The sequence below is a fragment of the Rathayibacter sp. AY2B3 genome (assembly GCF_002931755.1).
Lineage (GTDB): Bacteria > Actinomycetota > Actinomycetes > Actinomycetales > Microbacteriaceae > Rathayibacter.
On the sequence record NZ_PSUG01000030.1, the window covers coordinates 1 to 18667 of the forward strand.

An 18667-nucleotide genomic window follows, 5' to 3' on the forward strand; every position below is an offset into this window, starting at 1 on the left:
TCGCCGACCTCGCCGTCCGACATTCCAGCCTCGCTGAGCTGGCGTTGCAGCTTGCCGTGTCCGTTGACGCTGTCCGGGCACACGGTGTTCACTTACAGCCTCAAACGGGCTCTTCCCAGATGAGGGTGTAGGTCGGCCGGGAGCGTCGGTCCGCAGACAGACGTCGAGGTCACCCGACGACGGAGGTTCCTACGCCATCCGTCCGAAAGACCTCGACGTGTCCGACGCTACCCCGCCGGCCGGCTTCGGCCGCCCTGACCTGACCGCCTTCGCGTCTCATCCCAGTCGACCCTGATCGAGTCTGCTGACCCCCTCGACGAGAACGCAGCGACATCACAGCCACCCAACCCCGACCGTCCGGGAAGCCGGGACACGTCACATGACCTGTGCTGCGGGCGTGTCGAGTGGGTCGTCCAGGGGCGACGCAGGAGCGTCGACGCGACGTGCTGAGAGGTGGTTCCAGTCGAGCGCTAGGACACCGGCTACAGGCATGGCGATAGGTCAGGAACGGCGTCGCTCCCTGCGCAGGAGGGAGCGCAGAGTCTCGGCATTCGCGTAGCCGACCCGTAGCGCGATCTCGGCGGAGGTGAAGTCCGTGGTTGCTGAGAGGTGCCGAGCTCGTTCGATGCGAAGCCGTTGGACGAAGCCGAGCGGAGTGAGGTTGAGCGCCGCACGGACTCGTCGTTCGAGGGTGCGCCGGCTGGTGCCGAGCGACTGCGCGACGAAGGCGACGTTGAACGGTTCGTCCAGGCGGGCGCGCACGAAGCGTTCGAACTCGACGACGATCGGGTCCTCGTGCCGGAGATGTTCGTAGGCGACGAAGGCCGCCTGAGACGGACGCTCGTCGATGATGAGGAGCTTGGCGACATGTTGGGCCAGGTCGGGGCTGATCGATCGCACGAGTGAGAGCGCGAGGTCGATGTGGGCGAACGCGGCGCCGGCGGTGACGAGGTTCCCGTCGACCACGACCATGGTGTCGAGATCGAGGGCGACGGTCGGATAGCGCTTCAGGAACTCCGGCCCCAGGAACCAGCTGGTCGTCGCCCTCCGATGATGCATCCGTCCGGTCTCGGCGACAGCGAACACGCCGGTGCACGCCGCGGCGATCCGGGTGGTCGCCTCGTCGAGGCGCCCGAGCGAGGCGATGACCGAACGAGCATCTCGGCTCTGGAGGACGTCGTTGGTAGCGGCGGCCGTAAGGGTTCCAAGCGCAGGGACGACGACCACGTCGAACTCTCCGGACTCCGACAGCGGGTGGTCCACCGACAGGGTCATCGATGCCGTCGTGGTCACTCGCCGTTTCGGTCCGAGGATGGCGAGTTCGATTGGGTCGATCCGCGGGTCGACATCGCCGCGGGCTCCGTCGGCCACCCGCACGATGTCGATGATCGACGCGATAGCCGAACCGAAGCAGCCGTCGATCGCGATCAGTCCGATACGCATGACGTAAACAATAGCAATACTGCCGTATACGCCACTCCCCACCGGTCCTCGCTCGTCATACGCTGAACTCGTCCCACGAAGAACCCCGACGTCAAGGAGAGTCCCTCATGTCCACACCCGCATCACTTCCGTATGCCTTCGTCGCCAAGATCGTCGCGGCCGATGGACAGCACGACGCGGTCGCCGATCTGCTCGCCGGCGCTGTCGCACTCGCCAACGAAGAAGTAGGAACGATTGTCTGGTTCGCGGTCAGGACCCACGCCGACACCTTCTGGATCTTCGATGCATTCCCCGACGAAGCCGCTCGCGACGCCCACGCCAACGGCGCCATCGTCGCAGCCCTGATGGCCAACCAGCACCTCCTCGGCGCAGCACCCGAGATCCTGGCGGCCGACGTCCTCGCGTCCAAGCTCCCGTAGTCCGCCAACGCACGAGACGATCGCGCCCCGCCGAGCCGTCGCCAGGTCGCGACGCAACGCCACGCTGCGTTGCCGAGCGGTGCGAGGCCTATCGGCACACGGACAGGATGCCGGCCGCGAGCGCTCAGCCGGCGAGGGGTCCGTCGCAGAGGAGAGCGACGTCGGTGTCGGGCAGAGCCGTGAGGCCAGCGCATCGCGCGACCACCAGAACGGTTCGCCGGAGCCGCCTGTCGGAATCGAACGGACGACCTAATCACGTCGGCTTTGCGTTTATCGCTTGATGCGCCCACTGGGCGAACGAGCCGCTGACCTGCGCAGACGCCGAGCGTGGAGGACGCCGCCATCCGGTGGTGACCGACGACGACCGACCAGTACCGACCGTTTCACCGGAGCTTGCGGCGGCGTCGAAGCCGAGCAAGCTCCATTCTTTTAGCTCACCACGCCCTCGTCCTCGCCGGCCCCGTCGTCGGCGAAGACGTTTCAGGGGTCTTCTCAGATGACGGTGTAGGTCGGCCGGGCGCGTCGGTCCGCAGATAGACGTCGAGGTCTCCCGACGACGGAGGTTCCTACGCCATCCATCCGAAAGACCTCGACGTGTCCGACGCTACCCCGCCGGCCGGCTTCGGCCGCCCTGACCTGACCGCCTTCGCTCGACTCGACGGCCTCGGTCTGAGCGTGACCGGACAACGACTTGAACCGGATCGTGCGGTCCTCGCGTGCCGCGTGGTGGAACCAGATCAGTGGTGCCGACGGTGCGGCAGCGAAGGCGCTGCTCGTGACACCGTGATCCGGCGGTTGGCCCACGAGCCGCTGGGCTGGCGACCGACCGTGCTGGAAGTTGTAGTGCGCCGCTACCGCTGTGCCGACTGCGGACACGTGTGGCGCCAAAACACCAGCGCCGCGGCGGAGCCACGCGCGAAGCTCTCGCGCACCGGGCTGCGGTGGGCGCTGGAAGGGATCGTGGTCGCACACCTCACCGTCGCACGTGTCGCCGAGGGACTCGGGGTCGCGTGGGACACCGCCAACAACGCGGTCCTGGCTGAAGGCAAGCGGCTGCTGATCAACGACCCCACGCGGTTCGAGGGCGTGAAGGGAGCACGGCGATCCACAGCCGGCTCTCGTCGCGCAGCGCCTCGGCGACGATCAGGCGGGCGCCGTCGGACGGCTCGGCGGGCAGCGCCGACTCCGCGCCGTCGACGACGACGACCGAGGAGCCCGCCAGTCCGACGACCCGGTCGATCTCGGCGCGCGACTCCGGCATGCTGCCCGGCCGGCCGAAGTGCGCGGCGACGAGGCCGCGGACGTCGAGGGTCTCGGTCAGCAGCGCCTGGACGATTGCGAACTGGTCGTCGGCCTCGTTCGCGGCGTCGGTGCTGACGACCAGGCGGTGCGGGGGAGGCGGGGTCATGCGGACTCGCGCTGCACGAGGGTCGTCGCGAGGATCGGCTGGCGGTCGACGGGGCGGCCCTGCACGACGGCGACGACGGTCTCGGCGGCGACGCGGCCCATGTCCTCCAGCGGCTGGCGGATGGTGGTGAGGGTCGGATCCGAGGTGGTCGCGATGACGACGTCGTCGAAGCCGATCACGGAGACGTCGGCGGGGACGCGGCGGCCGGAGGCCTGCAGGACGCGGATGGCGCCGTTGGCCATCAGGTCCGACGAGGCGAAGACGCCGTCGAGGTCGGGGTGACGCTGCAGGAGGCGGGCCATCGCGGCGGATCCGCTCTCGAGGGTGAACTCGCCGTGCACGATCGGGCTGTGGTCGAGGCCGAGCTCGGTCAGCTCGTCGCGCCAGCCGCGGATGCGGTCGCGGGCGGGCTCCATGTCGTGCGGGCCGGCGATGATGCCCAGGCGCCGACGGCCGGAGTCGGCGAGCGCGCGGGCGGCGAGGCGTCCGCCTCCGTAGTTGTCGGAGTCGATGACGATTGCGTCCTCGGGAAGGGCGACGCGTGGGCGGCCGACCCAGGCGATCGGCACGGGGGAGTCGGCCAGCGCCTGCGCGAGGTGGGTGATCTCGTGCTGGAGGATCACGATCGCGCCGTCGACGGCCCTCGAGCGGAGGAAGCGGGGGATCCGGTCGCTGTCGTCGTGGTCGGCGGGCAGCAGCACCGGCTGCACCTCGCCGGCGTACAGGCCCTTCGCGGCGCCCTTCAGCACCGAGGTGAAGAACGTCCCGGTGAGGCTGTCGAGCTCGTTGAAGGCGACGATCAGGGCGATGGCCCCGGCCCGCCCGCCGCGGAGCATCCGGGCGGCGCTGTTCGCCTCGTAGCCGAGGGACTTCGCGGCGCGCTCGACCGCGGCGGTCATCCGGACGTCGACATTGGTGCCGCCTGCCAGCACCCGGGCGGCGGTGGCGCGCGAGACGCCTGCGGCCTGGGCGACGTCCACCAGCGTGGGTCGAGTCATGCTGCTTCCTTCTGCGAGGGGAGGTTCCGGCTTCCGCGCCTCCCCGCGGAGCGCGGTGGGGAGAGCGTCGAGGTGAAGACTCGCACGGGGCGGCGGGCGGCCGTCCGGAACTGCTCGATTTGCGAAACTTCCCTTTGATACTAGGCGGAGATCGTTATCTCGCGGAGACCGGTTCTCGCTTGCGTCGTGCTCGCGGGCGGGTTAGGTTGGCCGCCAAGAGATCGTTCTCTGAGGCCCGCCCTCACCGAAACCCTGCGAATCCCCAACGAAGAGGAATTGTCGTGAAAAGAAGCCTGACGGCCGTAGCCGCCGCAGCAGCAGTAGTCGCGCTCACCCTGACCGGGTGCTCGTCCGGAGGGGGAGGAGGCGCCTCGGACGACCCGAACGCCGAAGCCACCTTCTGGTCCTTCACCGGCATCAACGCCAAGGACAGCGTCGACGAGTACCTCGCGAAGATGCCCGACGCGAAGATCAAGCTCTCCGAGGTCGGCAGCACGACCGAGACCGCCACCGCCCTCACCGCGGCCCTCGCCGGCGGCAAGGTGCCCGACCTGGTCATGATCCAGAACGACGACCTGCCCCAGTTCGTCGCCAACAGCTCGAACTTCCTCGACCTGCGCACCCTCGGCGGCGACGACGTCGCCTCCACCTACCTCCCGTGGGCCGCGTCCGCCGCGACCGCCGACGACGGCTCCGTCGTGGGCGTCCCGACCGACGTCGGCGGACTGGGCTTCGCCTACCGCGCCGACCTCTTCGAGCAGGCCGGCCTGCCGACCGAGCCCGACCAGGTCGCCGAGCTCTGGAAGGACTGGCCGTCCTTCATCGAGACCGGCAAGAAGTACACCGAGGCGACCGGCAAGCCCTTCGTCGACAACATCGAGACCAGCGTCTTCTTCTCGACCGTCAACCAGGTCTCGGAGAAGTACTACTCGCCCGACGGCGAGCTGGTCTACGACACCAACCCGCAGGTGAAGGACGCGTTCCAGGTCGCCGTGGACACCAAGGACGCCGGCATCAGCGCGGGCATCGCCGCCTGGTCCTCGGGCTGGGCCCCGGGCCGCGCGAACGGCGCCTTCGCCGTGACGATCGCCCCCTCGTGGATCCTCGCCGGCATCAAGACCGACGCCCCCGACACCGCCGGCAACTGGCGCGTCACCAGCGTCCCCGGCATCGGCGGCAACTGGGGCGGCAGCGTCATCGCCATCCCCGCCCGCGCCGAGCACCCCGAGGCCGCCTGGCAGTACATCAAGACGATGATGTCCGCCGAGGGCCAGACCGACCACTTCAAGGCCTCGGGCACGCTGCCCGCCGCCACCGAGGCGGTCGCGAGCGAAGAAGTCCAGTCGTACACCGACCCGTTCTTCGGCGACTCGAAGATCGGCGAGGTCATGGCCACCTCCGTCGAGCAGTTCCCGTCCTTCTACAACGGACCGGACACCACCCCCATCAACGGGGCACTCCTCAACACCCTCGTCGAGCTGGAGGCCGGCAACGTCACCTCCGACAAGGCGTGGTCGACCGCACTCGACACGGCCAAGCAGGCCATCGGCGGCTGATCGCCCCACCCACCCGAGCGGCCCGGCGCCTCGCGCGCCGGGCCCCTCCCCCCTTTCTCGACGGAGGTACTCCCGTGTCAACGGTGACAGCAGCACCACCCCGCAAGCAGCGCAAGCAGCCCAGCGCGCCGGTCCAGAAGGCCGCGCGGATCCGCAACTCCCTCTCGGAGCGGATCGCCCCCTACGCGTACGTCGCGCCCTTCTTCATCATCTTCATCGTCTTCGGGCTCTTCCCGCTCCTGTTCACGTTCTACGTCTCGCTCTTCGACTGGAACCCGATCGGCGAGCAGACCTTCGTCGGCATCGCGAACTTCCAGCAGCTCTTCGCCGACTCCCGGTTCTGGAACGCGCTGGTCAACACCTTCGGCATCTTCATCATCTCCACGGTGCCCCAGCTGCTGTTCGCCCTCTTCCTCGCGCACCTGCTGAACCACGCCCGCCTCCGCTGGGCGAACTTCTTCCGCATGGCGCTGCTGGTGCCGTACATCACCTCCGTCGCGGCGACCGCGATCGTGTTCGCGCAGATCTTCGACAAGAACTTCGGCCTGATCAACTGGTTCCTCGGCATCTTCGGACTGCCCTCGATCAACTTCCTCGCCACGAACTACGGCTCCTGGATCGTCATCTCGACGATGGTCTTCTGGCGCTGGTTCGGCTACAACACGCTCCTCTACCTGGCGGGCCTGCAGTCGCTGCCCCGCGAGATGTTCGAGGCGGCCTCCGTCGACGGCGCGTCCAGCTGGCAGCAGTTCCGCCACCTCACGATCCCGGCGCTGCGCCCGATCATCGTCTTCACCGTGATCATGTCGACCATCGGCGGTCTCCAGATCTTCACGGAGGCGCTCCTGGTGGCTCCCGAATCGGGCCTCACCTGCGGCGCCGGCCGGCAGTGCCAGACGCTGGCGCTCTTCCTCTACGAGCAGGGCTTCGGCCAGTTCAAGTTCGGCTACGGATCCGCCATCGGCGTCGTGCTGTTCGTGATCGTGGTCCTCGTCTCCCTCCTCAACTTCTACCTCTCCACCCGCACCCGGAAGGAGGCCGTCTGATGTCGGATGTGATCGACCAGGCCGTCCCGCAGACGCTGGCCCCCGCGGTCCAGAAGGCACAGCTGCCGAAGCGGCGCGGGAAGGGCGGCGGAGTCGGCTGGCCGACCTACGTCTTCCTCGTGATCGCGGTGCTCGTCTCGATCTTCCCGCTCTACTACATGTTCGTCGTGGCATCGGTCGGAGCGACCGCCGTCACGTCGATCCCGCCGCGCCTGTACCCGGGCACGAACTTCATGGCGATCGCCGAGAAGGTGTTCGACACCGTCCCGTTCATCGCCTCCATGCTGAACAGCCTCATCGTGTCGCTGAGCATCGCCGTCATCTCGGCGATCCTCTGCGCGATGGCCGGCTTCGCCTTCGCGAAGCTGCAGTTCCCGGGCCGCAACGTGCTGTTCCTGATCGTGCTGCTGACCATGACGGTGCCGGCGCAGCTGAGCATCATCCCGCAGTACCTGATCGTCTCGGCGCTCGACTGGGTCGACACCCTCCAGGCGATCATCGTGCCGGGCCTGGCCAGCGCCTTCGGCATCTTCTGGATGCGGCAGCACATGTCCACGACGGTCAGCGACGAGCTGATCCAGGCGGCCCGCATCGACGGCGCCAACTCGTGGCAGCTGTTCTGGCGCATCGCCTTCCCGGTGGTCCGCCCCGCGGCGTTCGTCCTCGGACTGATCACGTTCACCGCGGTCTGGAACGACTTCATGTGGCCGTTCATCGTCCTCAAGTCGCCGGAGCTGTTCACGGTGCAGATCGCGCTGAAGCAGCTGCAGGCCAACCGCTCGATCGACGTCGCCCTGGCGATGGGCGGATCGTTCATGGCCACCCTCCCGCTGCTGATCGCGTTCTTCTTCGTCGGCCGCCGGATGGTGTCCGGGATCATGGACGGGGCGTTCAAGGGCTGATGCACGACGCTTCCCCAGCACTGCCCGGGACGGACGCCGCGCGTCCTCCCGGGCGGGACTGGCGGGACCGCGCTCTGCCTCCGGCCGAGCGCGCCCGCCTCCTGACCCAGGAACTCACCCTCGAGGAGAAGGCGGCGCAGCTCGGCTCCGTCTGGCTCACCGACTCCGCCGACGACTTCGCTCCGAAGCTCGACGACGGGCCCGCCGCGGTCGGCGATCTCTTCACCGGCGGCCTCGGCCAGCTGACCCGCGTGTTCGGAACCGAGCCGGTGACCGTCGCGGAGGGCGTCCGCCGGCTCCGCGAGCTGCAGGAGCGCGTGGTCGCCGGCAGCCGCCTCGGCATCCCGGCCATCGCGCACGAGGAGTGCCTGACCGGCCTGGCCGCGTACGGCGCGACCGCGTTCCCCACTCCGCTGGCCTGGGCGGCCACCTTCCACGAGGAGCTCGTGGGCGAGATGGCGGAGGCGATCGGCTCGGACATGCGCGCTCTCGGCATCCACCAGGGCCTCGCCCCGGTCGTCGACGTCGTGAAGGACTATCGCTGGGGCCGCGTGGAGGAGACCCTCGGCGAGGACCCGTATCTGGTCTCGCAGCTCGGCGCCGCCTACGTGGCCGGGCTGGAGGGGACCGGTGTCGTCGCGACGCTGAAGCACTTCGCCGGGTACGCCGCCTCCCGCGGCGCCCGCAACCACGGCCCCGTGAGCATGGGGCCGCGCGAGCTCGCCGACACGGTGCTGCCTCCGTTCGAGGCCGCCCTGCGGCACGGCGGCGCCCGCAGCGTGATGACCTCGTACACCGACATCGACGGCGTGCCCAGCAGCGCCAGCCGGCACCTGCTGACGACGCTGCTCCGCGACCGCTGGGGCTTCGAGGGCACGGTCGTCGCCGACTACTGGGCGGTGCCGTTCCTCCAGGCCATGCACCACGTCGCGGTCGACGCGGCCGACGCGGGGCGCCTGGCGCTGCACGCCGGGGTCGACGTCGAGCTGCCGCAGACGGCCGCGTACGGCGAGCTGCCGCGCCTGATCCGCGAGGGAGTCGTCGACGAGGCCGACCTCGACCGCTCCGTCGTCAGGCACCTGCGCCACAAGTTCGAGGCGGGCCTGCTCGACGGCGGCCCGCTGGTGCCCGAGGGGGCCGAGGAGGTCGACCTCGACAGCGCCCGCAACCGCGCGATCTCGGCGCGGATCGCGGAGGAGTCGGTCGTGCTGCTGCGCGACGAGGACGTCGCGGGGCTGCTGTCCTCCGGCTCGCTCGCCGTCGTGGGACCGGCCGCGGACCAGTTCCGCAGCCTGGTCGGCTGCTACGCGTTCCCCAACCACGTGCTCTCCAAGCACCCCGGGCACGATCTCGGCCTGTCGATCCCGACGGTGCTGACGGCGCTGCAGGAGGAGTTCGGCTCGTCGCGCGTGCGCTTCGCGGAGGGCGGCTCGATCACCTCCGCGTCGACCGACGGCGTGCAGGAGGCGGTGGACCTCGTGCGCGGCTCCGACGCGGCGGTCGTCGTGGTCGGCGACATCGCCGGGCTCTTCGGCGACGGCACCTCGGGTGAGGGCTGCGACGCGGCCGACCTCCGCCTCCCCGGAGCGCAGGAGCCGCTGGTGACGGCCGTGCTCGAGACCGGCGTGCCCACCGTGGTGGTCGTCCTCTCGGGCCGGCCCTACGCGCTCGGGGCGTTCGGAGCGGCGCGCGGACTCGTGCAGGCGTTCTTCCCGGGAGCGGACGGGGCGGCCGCGGTCGCAGGCGTCCTCTCGGGCCGTGTGGCTCCGACCGGGCGCCTGCCCGTGCAGATCCCGCGGCTCCCGTCCGCGTCGACCACGTACCTGCAGCCGTCGCTCGGGCTCTCGAACCCCGGGATCACGGCGCTGGACGCGACTCCGCTCTACCCGTTCGGCTACGGGCTGACCCGCGGCTCCGTCAGCTACCTAGGGCTGGCGACGGCTGCGGAGCTGCCGGTCGGCGGATCGCTCGACGTGGCGGTGTCGCTCCGGAACGACGGCGCCGACACGGTCGAGGTGGTGCAGCTCTACGCGGGCTACCCGACCTCGGCGGTGGTGCGGCCGGTCGCGCAGCTGATCGGCTTCGCGCGCGTGCCGATCGCGGTGGGCGAGACGCTGACGGTGCACTTCCACGTCGACGCGGCACGGCTCGCGGTGACGGGGGAGGACGGCCGCCTCGCCGTGGACCCGGGGCCCCTGCGGCTGACGGCCGGCGCCTCGGCGGCGGACGCGGCGGTGACGGCGGAGGTGTCGATCACGGGGGAGCGGCGGCTGCTCGCCGAGCGGGCGCTGCGGACGCCCTGGTCGGTGGCGCGGGACTGAGCGGTCGGCGCCTCAGGGGGGAGGCGCCGGCCGCTCGCGGGGGCGCGCCGGCGGTGCCGACGGTGCCGGCCTGCGAGTCCGCGGAAGTCGCGGTGCTCGCGCGCGAGCCCTGCGACTTCGGCGGTTCTGCGGGATCGGCGTGGTCGGCGGCCGGGAGCGCGACGGACGCGTAGCACCGGAGGCGCACAGCGCAAGGGGCCCGCGCGAGCCGGGGGCCCGGCCTAGCGTGGAAGGAGCGGCGCCGCCGGTGGCGGGCCGCGGAGAAGACCGATGCAGAGGAGAGTCATGCCCGCCCTGACCGACACGTTCACGCTGTCCAACGGAGTCGCCATCCCGAAGATCGGGTTCGGCACCTGGCAGATCCCCGACGGCCCCGAGGCCTACGACGCGACGACCGCCGCGCTCGAGGCGGGCTACCGCCACATCGACACCGCCCGCGCCTACGGCAACGAGGCGAGCGTCGCCCGAGCCCTGCGCGACAGCGGCGTCCCGCGTGACGAGGTGTTCATCACCACCAAGCTCCCGGCCGAGGTGAAGGACTACGAGGGCGCGAAGGCGAGCTTCGAGACCACCATGGCGGCGCTCGAGCTCGACCACGTCGACCTGTACCTCATCCACGCGCCGTGGCCCTGGCAGGACATGGGCTCCGACCACCGCGAGGGCAACATCGCGGCGTGGAAGGCGATGGAGGAGATCCTCGAGGCCGGCCGCTCGCGCGCCATCGGCGTCTCGAACTTCCAGGTCGCCGATCTGGAGTCGCTGATCGCGGCGACGGACGTGGTGCCGCACGCCAACCAGATCCGCTGGTTCGTCGGCAACACCCAGGACGAGACGACCGCGTACTGCAAGGAGCACGGCATCCTCGTGGAGGGCTACTCGCCGCTCGCGACGGGCGGCCTGCTCGACAACTCCGACATCGGGGAGATCGCCGCGAAGTACGACAAGTCGGTGGCGCAGCTCTGCATCCGCTACCTGCTCGAGAAGGACGTGCTGCCGCTGCCGAAGTCGACGACGCCCTCGCGCATCGTCGAGAACGCCGACGTCGACTTCGAGATCTCGTCCGAGGACCTCGCGCACCTCGACTCGCTCGTCGACACGGAGTCCTGACCCGCGGTCTCCCGCTCCTGACCGTCCGGAGGTCGTCGCACTCGAGCGCGAGTGCGACGGCCTCCGTCGTCTCGGCGCGTCCGGCGTCGCCGTCGCTCGCGAGTGCGCAGAAGTCGTCGCAGTCGACGTCGAGTGCGACGACTCCTGGCTTCTCGCAGGATCCCTCCCGACCGCGGTCTCGCGAGTGTGCAGGAGTTGTCGCAGTGGGCGTCGAGTGCGACAACTCCTGGAGTGTCGGGGTGGTCGGCGGAGGAGCGACGGGCGTCCGGGATCCCGAGCCCCGCCGCGAGTGTGCAGGAGTTGTCGCAGTGGGCGTCGAGTGCGACAACTCCTGGCTTCTCGGCAGGGCAGGGCAGGGCACGGCGGGCGGGGCCGGCCCGCCCGGCCCGTCCGCCCGCCCGGCCGGCGCCTGCGCGTCAGGCCAGGCGCAGCAGGCGGCAGCCGTGCGGCTCGAGCTCGAGCTCGACGGCGCCGCCGATGATCGGCAGCTCGGCGCCGCTCCACACGTCGACGGCCGAGGTCGCGCCGGAGCAGCCCAGGTCGGCCAGGTGGGCGGAGTAGGACCGCGCGGACGAGCCCAGCCAGAACACTCCGCGCCACTGCTCGTCGCCGCGCCACGCCGACCACACCACCAGGTCGCCGTCGCGGACGATCTCGCGGCTGCCGTCGCTGCCGAGCAGCGCGAGGACGTCGCCGTTCGTCAGCAGCGCCAGGGTGTCGGCGGGCGTGTCCGGGAGGTGCCCGCCCATCATCAGCGGCGAGCGGAGCAGGCACCACAGCGTCACGAGCGTCCGCTGCTCCGCGGGCGTGAACCGCGAGAGCCGGTCCTCGCCCACGTGGGCGCGCACCCCGATCCGCCCGAGCGGCAGCATGTCGGCGTCGGCCCAGGCGCCGGGGCGCTGGTGCGGAGCCCAGCGCGCGGCCCGCTGGAACTGCTCGTGCAGGTGCGCCCAGTCGTCCCAGAAGTCGTCCGAGATCCGCCACATCTGCGCGCTCGAGCGCAGCAGGTCGAGGTTCTCCAGAGAGAGCTGCTTGCCGGGGGAGAGGCTCAGCACCATCGGCCGGCCGGTCGCGTCGATCGCGCGGGAGATCGCGGCGATCTCCTCCGCCTGGATCGGCGGGTAGAGCACGTCGTCGAGCTTCACGAAGTCGACGCCCCACGAGGCCAGCTGCGCCATCACGGAGTCGTAGTACTGCTGCGCGCCGGGCACGCTCATGTCGACGCCGTAGTCGTCGGGGTTCCACGGGCAGACGTCGCCGCGGTCGGCGATGTCGGCGCAGGTCGCCTCCGACCCGAGCACCGGCAGGCCGAGCTCGGCCGCCCGCCGGGGGACGCCCCGCATCAGGTGCACGCCGAAGCGGAGGCCGAGAGCGTGCACGCGCGCGGCCAGCGCCGTGAATCCGCCCGTCGCCGCGGACGGGAAGCGGCCGACAGCGGGCTGCGGGCGGCCCCAGTCGTCGAGCACCGGCTCCGAGACGTCCTGGTAGTCGCTCGTGCCGGGGTCGGGCTCGTACCACTGGATGTCGACGACGACCGTGTCCCAGCCGTGCGGCAGGAGGTGCTCGGCGAGGTACTCGGCGTTCGCGAGCACCTCCTCCTCCGTCACCGAGGCGCCGAAGCAGTCCCAGCTGTTCCAGCCCATCGGCGGGCGGCGGGCGGCCTCCGTGCGCGCGGCGATCACGCGAGCTCCAGCGTCACGGTCGCGAAGGAGTGCGGGGGCAGCGTGACGCGGAGGCCTGTCGCCGTGGTCTCGACGCCCTCGAGGGTCACGGGGCTCACCTCGTCGGCGGCACCGGGGCGGTTGTGCGCGTCGGGCCGGTCGGCGGTCAGGAGGCGGCCGGTCGCGCCGGTCACGGTCCCGCCGCGGAAGTCGAGGGCGATCTCGAGCGGCTCCTGCAGGTCGACGTTGGTCAGCGAGACCAGGACGCGACCGTCCTTCGTGGAGGCGGAGGCGGAGGAGACGGGGATCTCTCGGCCGTCGACCGCGTGCGTCGGGCCGGCGACCGTGGTCGGCAGCACCGTCGCGTCGTGGTGCCCCTTGTTCATCTCGAACACGTGGTACGTCGGCGTGCGGACCATCTCGCCGCCGTCCGGGTCGGTCAGCAGCATCGCCTGCAGCACGTTCACCGTCTGCGCGATGTTCGCCATCGTCAGGCGGTCCGCGAAGCCGTGGAAGACGTCGAAGTGCCAGGCCGCGACCATCGCGTCGCGGACGGTGTTCTGCTGGAAGAGGAAGCCCGGGTGGGTCCCCGGCTCCACGTCCCACCAGGTGCCCCACTCGTCGAGCACCATCCCGTACTTCTTCTCGGGGTCGTGGACGTCCATCACCGCGGCGTGCGAGCGGAGCAGCTCCTCGATCCCCTGCGCGGCCACGATCGTGCTCCAGTAGGTGTCGGCGTCGAAGTCGGTCGCGCTGCCTTTCGCGTGCCAGCTGCCGCCGATCGTGTAGTAGTGCACCGAGACCGACTCCCACGGCACGGAGGAGAAGGGGTGCCCCTCGATCTCGGGGATCACCTCCATCAGCGTCTGCGTCCAGTGGGTGTCGGCGCCGTCGGCTCCGGCGGCCACGCGGTAGAGCGGAGTGTCGTTGCCGCTCTGCACGAAGGTCCCGAACTGCCGCGCCAGGTCGGCGTAGGCGCCGGCGCGCATGTTGCCGCCGCAGCCCCAGGTCTCGTTGCCGAGCCCCCAGAAGCGGACGGTCCACGGCTCCTCCCGGCCGTGGGAGCGGCGCAGGTCGGCCATCGGCGACTTCCCCGCGCCGGTGAGGTACTCGGCCCAGTCCGCCATCTCCTGCACCGTCCCGGAGCCGATGTTGCCGGAGATGTAGGCGTCGGCGCCGAGCAGCTCGCAGAGCGCCATGAACTCGTGGGTGCCGAAGGAGTTGTCCTCCGCGACTCCGCCCCACTGCGTGTTGATCAGGCCGGGCCGCTCCTCGCGGGGGCCGATGCCGTTGGTCCAGTGGTAGCGGTCGGCGAAGCAGCCGCCGGGCCAGCGGAGGTTCGGGATGTCGAGCGCGCGGAGGGCCTCGACGACGTCCAGGCGGATCCCGCCCTCGTTCGGGACGGGCGAGTCCTCGCCGACCCAGAAGCCGTCGTAGATGCACCGGCCGAGGTGCTCGGCGAAGTGGCCGTAGAGGTGGCGGCTGATGGTGGCGCCGGGGCGGTCGAGGTCGACGGTGACGGTGCTGAGCACGGAGGACTCCAGTGTTCTCGGGGGTGGTCGGGGGTGGTCGGGTGCGGGGTCGCGTCAGGCGACGCGGACGAGCCGCAGCACGACCACCCGGTCGGGGTGGAACGCGAGCAGGTCGAGGCCCGCCTCGAGCAGCAGGCTGCCGGAGTAGGAGGGCGCCTCCTCCGCGCTGTCCAGCGGCACGGTCGCCTCCAGCCAGCGCGGGCTGAGCCACCAGGGGCCGAGCGACTCGGGGCGCGCCGCCTCGATGCGGTAGCGCGCCTCGGGCAGGAGGCCCGGGAGGCGCATCCGGTGGCGGGTGTCGGCCGAGAGGACGGGCGTCATCAGCGTGTAGAGCGCCTCGGAGCCGTCGGGCGCGACCACGCCGCGCAGGGTCGGCGAGTCGGGGTCGACGTCGCCGTCGCCGACCACGCGGCCGGTCGCGATCAGCTCCCGGTGCTCGCGGTAGGCGGCGATCCAGCGGCCGAGCACGGCGGAGTCGCCCTCGCTCAGCTCGCGCAGGTCCCACTCCACGCCGAAGTGGCCGAGGAACGCGGTGGCGCAGCGGGTGTGCAGGTCGCTGGTGCGGCCGGTGACGGAGGAGACCTCCGAGGCGACGTGGGAGCCCAGCATCTCCGGCGGCACGAGCAGGCCGGTCCAGCGGAGCATCCGGGTGCGGTCGAGCGGGTCGTGGTTGTCGGAGGTGTGCACGCGGTCGGTGCGCTCCAGGATCCCGAGGTCGACCCGTCCGCCGCCCGAGGCGCAGCTCTCGATCTCGAGCGCGGGGTGCCGGGCGCGCAGCTCGTCCATCAGTCGGTAGACCGCGAGGGTCTGCTCGTGCACGGCGGGCGCTCCGGAGGCGGGGTGGCCGGCATCGATCAGGTCGCGGTTGTGGTCCCACTTCAGGTAGGCCACGTCGAGGTCGCGGATCAGGGTGTCGAGGGCCTCGAGGATGTGCGCGAAGGCGTCGGGGTTCGTGAGGTCGAGCACCTGCTGGAAGCGCCAGCGGGCGGGGAGCTCGGAGGCGCGGGCGCGCAGGATCCAGTCGGGGTGGGCGCGCGCGAGGTCGGAGTCCTCGTTGATCATCTCGGGCTCGACCCAGAGGCCGAACTCCATGCCGAGCCCGCGCACGTGGTCGGCGAGCGGGGAGAGCCCGTCGGGCCACTTCCCGGGGTCGGCCGTCCAGTCGCCGAGGCCGGCGCGGTCGTCCGAGCGGCCGAGGAACCAGCCGTCGTCGAGCACGTACCGCTCGACGCCGAGAGCGGCCGCACGGTCGGCGAGCTCGCTGAGCGTGGCGAGGTCCTGGTCGAAGTAGACCGCCTCCCACACGTTGAGCGTGACGGGGCGCGGGCGGAGGGAGGAGCGCGAGCGGGCGCGGAGGAACGCGTGGTACCGCGCGGCCGCGTCGTCGAGCCCGGTGCCGACGCTGCCGTAGATCCAGGGGGAGCTGTAGCTCTCGCCGGTCGCCAGGCGGACCTCGCCGGGGAGCAGCAGCTCGCCGCCCCGGAACGCGAGGTGGGCGTCGGTCCGCTCGACGGCGTGCTCGTGGTCGCCGCCGATGCCGACGTGGCAGAGCCAGACCCGGCCGGAGCGGGCGTCGAAGCCCGGGGTGCCGACCGCGACGACCGTGGTCGCGTCGAGCCCGGTGCGCCCGCGGCGGGAGGAGCGCGAGTGGGTGCCCATGGCGACGGGGTGGCGCTGCGGGATCTTCTCGGTGCCCCAGCGGCCGGCGAAGTCCAGGATCTCGCGGGCCTCGGTCGGGATCCGCAGTGCCGGGTCGACGCCGATCACCTCGAGGACACCGGGGGCGGTGCTGCGGACGGTCGCGCGGGTCCTGAGCAGTCCGGCGGGTGAGAGATCGATCTCCAGAACGACCCCGATCCCCGCCTCCTCGTCGCGCGCCTCCACGGTGATCAGCGCGCTGCCGCACTGCACGACGGCCCCCTCCGGGACCTCCCGCCCGTCGACCGAGACGCCGGTGACGACGAGGCGGGGCGACCATCCGGCGCCTCCGCGATGCACCCGCAGACCCGGGAGACCCGACCAGCCGAAGGAGTGCTCGGGGAGGACCGAGGGCTCGTAGGGCACGTCGGAATCCCCGTCAATCCCTGTGCGGACAGGGGTTCCGGCGTATTCCATCAGATCGTCGTCGCTCGCCCGGAGCAGCGGGCCCCAGTGGGTCAGCACGGGGAGCGCGCCTCCCGTCTGGGTGAGGAGGACGGAGACGTCAGCGGCGACGGCATGGATCACCCGGGGCGGATTCATAACGACATTCCTACCGTCTCTCCCGGGCTGAGTACAGTGAGAGATCGATCTCGATCAACGACGAGGAGCTCCCGAATGCCGACCCCTCCCACCCTCCAGGGCACCCGCCTCGAGCACGGTCTCCTCGACGCCCGGCGCCGGCTCAACCGCGCCTACCTCGTCTCGCTCGAGGACGACGCCCTGCTGCAGAACTTCCTCCTCGAGGCCGGCATCGGCGACCAGGACTGGCACCTGCAGCCCTCGCTCGGCACTCCGGAGTCGCGCGGCGCGGCCCGGCACTGGGGCTGGGAGACGCCGGGCGGGGCGCTGCGCGGGCACTTCCTCGGCCACTGGCTCTCGGCCGCCGCGCGCGAGACCGCGGTCACCGGGGATCCGCTCCTCGGCGTGAAGCTGCAGGCGGTCCTCGACGGGCTGGAGCGCTGCCAGGAGGAGAACGGCGACGGCTGGATCTGGGCGATCCCGCCCCGCTTCCTCCGGCGCCTGGCCGAGGGCAGGCCGATCTGGGCGCCGCAGTACGCGATGCACAAGCTGCTGATGGGCCTCGTCGACGTGCACCGCGACCTCATCGACGAGCGGGCTCTCCGCCTCGCGCGGAACGCGACCGCGCCTCTTCTGGAGTGGGTGCGCGGCTTCGACGACGACGCGTTCCAGCGGATCATGGAGGTCGAGACGGGCGGGATGCTCGAGGTCTGGGCCGACCTGCTCGCGATCACCGGCGACCCGGTCTACTCCGAGCTGCTGGAGCGCTACTACCGCCGTTCCCTCTTCGACGGACTGCTCGAGGGGCGCGACGTGCTGACCAACATGCACGCCAACACCACGATCCCCGAGGTGCTGGGCGCCGCGCGCGCCTACGAGGTCACCGGCGACGAGCGCTGGCGGCGGATCGTGGAGGAGTACTGGCGCCAGGCGGTCACCGCCCGCGGCACCTTCTGCACCGGCGGTCAGACCTCGGGCGAGATCTGGACGCCGCCGTTCGAGTTCGCCGCCCGCCGCGGCGAGAAGACGCAGGAGCACTGCACGGTCTACAACATGATCCGGCTGGCCGACGTGCTGCTCCGCTGGACCGGCGAGCTCGCCTACGCCGACTACATCGAGCGGAACCTGGTCAACGGGATCCTCGCCCAGCAGCACCCGCGGACCGGGATGGTCGCCTACTTCCTGCCGCTCGAGGGCGGCGCGGCGAAGAACTGGGGCACGCCGACCGAGGACTTCTGGTGCTGCCACGGCACGCTCGTGCAGGCGCACACCCGCCACTCCGACCTGGTCTTCTACCCGGACGAGGAGGGGGTGACCATCGCGCAGCACGTCGACGCGAGCACCCGCGTGACGCTCGAGGGTGCGGAGACGGCCGTGCGGGTCGAGGTGCTCGACAACGCCGGCTACGTGGGCCCGGACGCGAACGCGGGGGAGGCGGGCGACACGCGCCGGCCGACCGCGACCCGGGTGCGCGTCGAGGTGTCGGGAGCCGCGCTGAGGGTGCGGGTGCGCATCCCGGAGTGGATCGCGGACGAGCCGCACGTGGCCGGCGACACCGAGCGGGTGGGCCGCGGCGAGGACGTGCTCGTGATCGAGCACCCGGGCGGAGCGACGAGTGTGGACTTCGCGTTCCCCTTCGAGCTGCGGACCGTGCCGATCCCGGACGAGCCGGGGACGGTCGCCTTCGTCGAGGGCGCCACGGTGCTCGCCGGGCTGGTCGACCGCGAGGTCGCGCTCCGCGGCTCCCTCGACGACGCCGCCTCCCTCCTGGCGCCGGACAACGAGCGGCAGTGGACGCAGTGGCTGCGCGGGTACCGCACGATCGGGCAGTCCGCGTCGATCCGCTTCCGCCCGGTGCACGAGATCGGGGACGAGCGGTTCTCCGTGTACTTCCCGATCCTGCCGGATCCGACCCGGCCGGAGGCGACCCGGCCGGACACGACCCGGCCGGAGGCGACCCGGCCGGAGGCGACCCGGCCGGACACGACCCGGCCGGAGGCGACCCGGCCGGACACGACGTCGCCGGTCCGCGAGGGCCGGAGCCGATGAACAGG

Annotated in this window: 13 protein-coding genes and 1 pseudogene; 8 read left to right on the top strand and 6 right to left on the bottom strand. The window is 71.3% G+C overall.

Annotated features, from left to right (window positions below):
* Positions 1-501 precede the first annotated feature (501 nt).
* Positions 502-1443 carry a GlxA family transcriptional regulator gene (locus tag C5C24_RS11065; protein WP_053548963.1) on the bottom strand — a complete coding sequence of 314 codons (942 nt, stop codon included), beginning with the start codon at positions 1441-1443 and terminating at the stop codon, positions 502-504.
* Between the two features lie 107 nt (positions 1444-1550).
* Between C5C24_RS11065 and C5C24_RS11070 the strand changes: the two genes are divergently transcribed.
* Together C5C24_RS11070 and C5C24_RS11075 are read left to right on the top strand one after the other, a co-directional pair.
* A complete protein-coding gene (locus C5C24_RS11070; RefSeq protein ID WP_033107114.1) occupies positions 1551-1862 on the top strand; it encodes a putative quinol monooxygenase in 312 nt (103 codons plus the stop codon).
* Positions 1863-2456: 594 nt separating this feature from the next.
* Positions 2457-2954 (top strand): annotated as a pseudogene (locus C5C24_RS11075) (ISL3 family transposase); the annotation flags it as partial.
* Here the strand turns inward: C5C24_RS11075 and C5C24_RS17960 are convergent.
* Positions 2923-3270, bottom strand: coding sequence for a hypothetical protein (locus C5C24_RS17960; RefSeq protein ID WP_104304970.1), 348 nt, complete (start codon positions 3268-3270; stop codon positions 2923-2925). The pseudogene C5C24_RS11075 and the gene C5C24_RS17960 sit on opposite strands and share 32 nt — an antisense overlap.
* On the bottom strand, positions 3267-4268 hold the full coding sequence (locus tag C5C24_RS11085; protein ID WP_104238437.1) for a LacI family DNA-binding transcriptional regulator: 1002 nt from the start codon (positions 4266-4268) through the stop codon (positions 3267-3269). Before C5C24_RS11085 ends, C5C24_RS17960 begins: the two co-directional genes overlap by 4 nt.
* Before the next feature lie 281 nt (positions 4269-4549).
* Here C5C24_RS11085 and C5C24_RS11090 point away from each other — a divergent pair, with 281 nt between their 5' ends.
* The 5 genes from C5C24_RS11090 to C5C24_RS11110 all read left to right on the top strand — a co-directional run bounded on the left by C5C24_RS11090 (position 4550) and on the right by C5C24_RS11110 (position 11200).
* Entirely contained in the window at positions 4550-5824 is a 1275-nt protein-coding gene (locus tag C5C24_RS11090) for an extracellular solute-binding protein (RefSeq protein WP_104226495.1), read from the top strand.
* A gap of 83 nt (positions 5825-5907) precedes the next feature.
* Positions 5908-6870: a carbohydrate ABC transporter permease gene (locus C5C24_RS11095; RefSeq protein WP_104224677.1), complete on the top strand. Its 963-nt coding sequence runs from the start codon at positions 5908-5910 to the stop codon at positions 6868-6870.
* The gene (locus C5C24_RS11100) at positions 6870-7772 is read left to right on the top strand and encodes a carbohydrate ABC transporter permease (RefSeq protein ID WP_104281419.1); all 903 of its coding nucleotides are present in this window, start codon (positions 6870-6872) and stop codon (positions 7770-7772) included. Before C5C24_RS11095 ends, C5C24_RS11100 begins: the two co-directional genes overlap by 1 nt.
* On the top strand, positions 7772-10093 hold the full coding sequence (locus C5C24_RS11105; protein WP_104304971.1) for a glycoside hydrolase family 3 N-terminal domain-containing protein: 2322 nt from the start codon (positions 7772-7774) through the stop codon (positions 10091-10093). Before C5C24_RS11100 ends, C5C24_RS11105 begins: the two co-directional genes overlap by 1 nt.
* Before the next feature lie 285 nt (positions 10094-10378).
* On the top strand, positions 10379-11200 hold the full coding sequence (locus C5C24_RS11110) for an aldo/keto reductase (RefSeq protein WP_104226493.1): 822 nt from the start codon (positions 10379-10381) through the stop codon (positions 11198-11200).
* Between the two features lie 416 nt (positions 11201-11616).
* On the opposite strand, the gene C5C24_RS11115 is transcribed toward C5C24_RS11110, so the two are convergent.
* Genes C5C24_RS11115 through C5C24_RS11125 form a run of 3 tightly spaced genes read right to left on the bottom strand, consistent with a single transcriptional unit; the run spans position 11617 to position 16634 of the window.
* The gene (locus tag C5C24_RS11115) at positions 11617-12882 is read right to left on the bottom strand and encodes a glycoside hydrolase family 27 protein (RefSeq protein WP_258065182.1); all 1266 of its coding nucleotides are present in this window, start codon (positions 12880-12882) and stop codon (positions 11617-11619) included.
* Entirely contained in the window at positions 12879-14393 is a 1515-nt protein-coding gene (locus tag C5C24_RS11120) for an alpha-N-arabinofuranosidase (RefSeq protein ID WP_219812868.1), read from the bottom strand. Before C5C24_RS11120 ends, C5C24_RS11115 begins: the two co-directional genes overlap by 4 nt.
* Positions 14394-14447: 54 nt before the next feature.
* Positions 14448-16634 carry an alpha-galactosidase gene (locus tag C5C24_RS11125; protein ID WP_104304973.1) on the bottom strand — a complete coding sequence of 729 codons (2187 nt, stop codon included), beginning with the start codon at positions 16632-16634 and terminating at the stop codon, positions 14448-14450.
* 75 nt (positions 16635-16709) lie between these two features.
* Between C5C24_RS11125 and C5C24_RS11130 the strand changes: the two genes are divergently transcribed.
* Positions 16710-18662, top strand: a complete 1953-nt coding sequence (locus C5C24_RS11130) for a beta-L-arabinofuranosidase domain-containing protein (protein WP_181135524.1) — start codon at positions 16710-16712, stop codon at positions 18660-18662.
* Positions 18663-18667 lie beyond the last annotated feature (5 nt).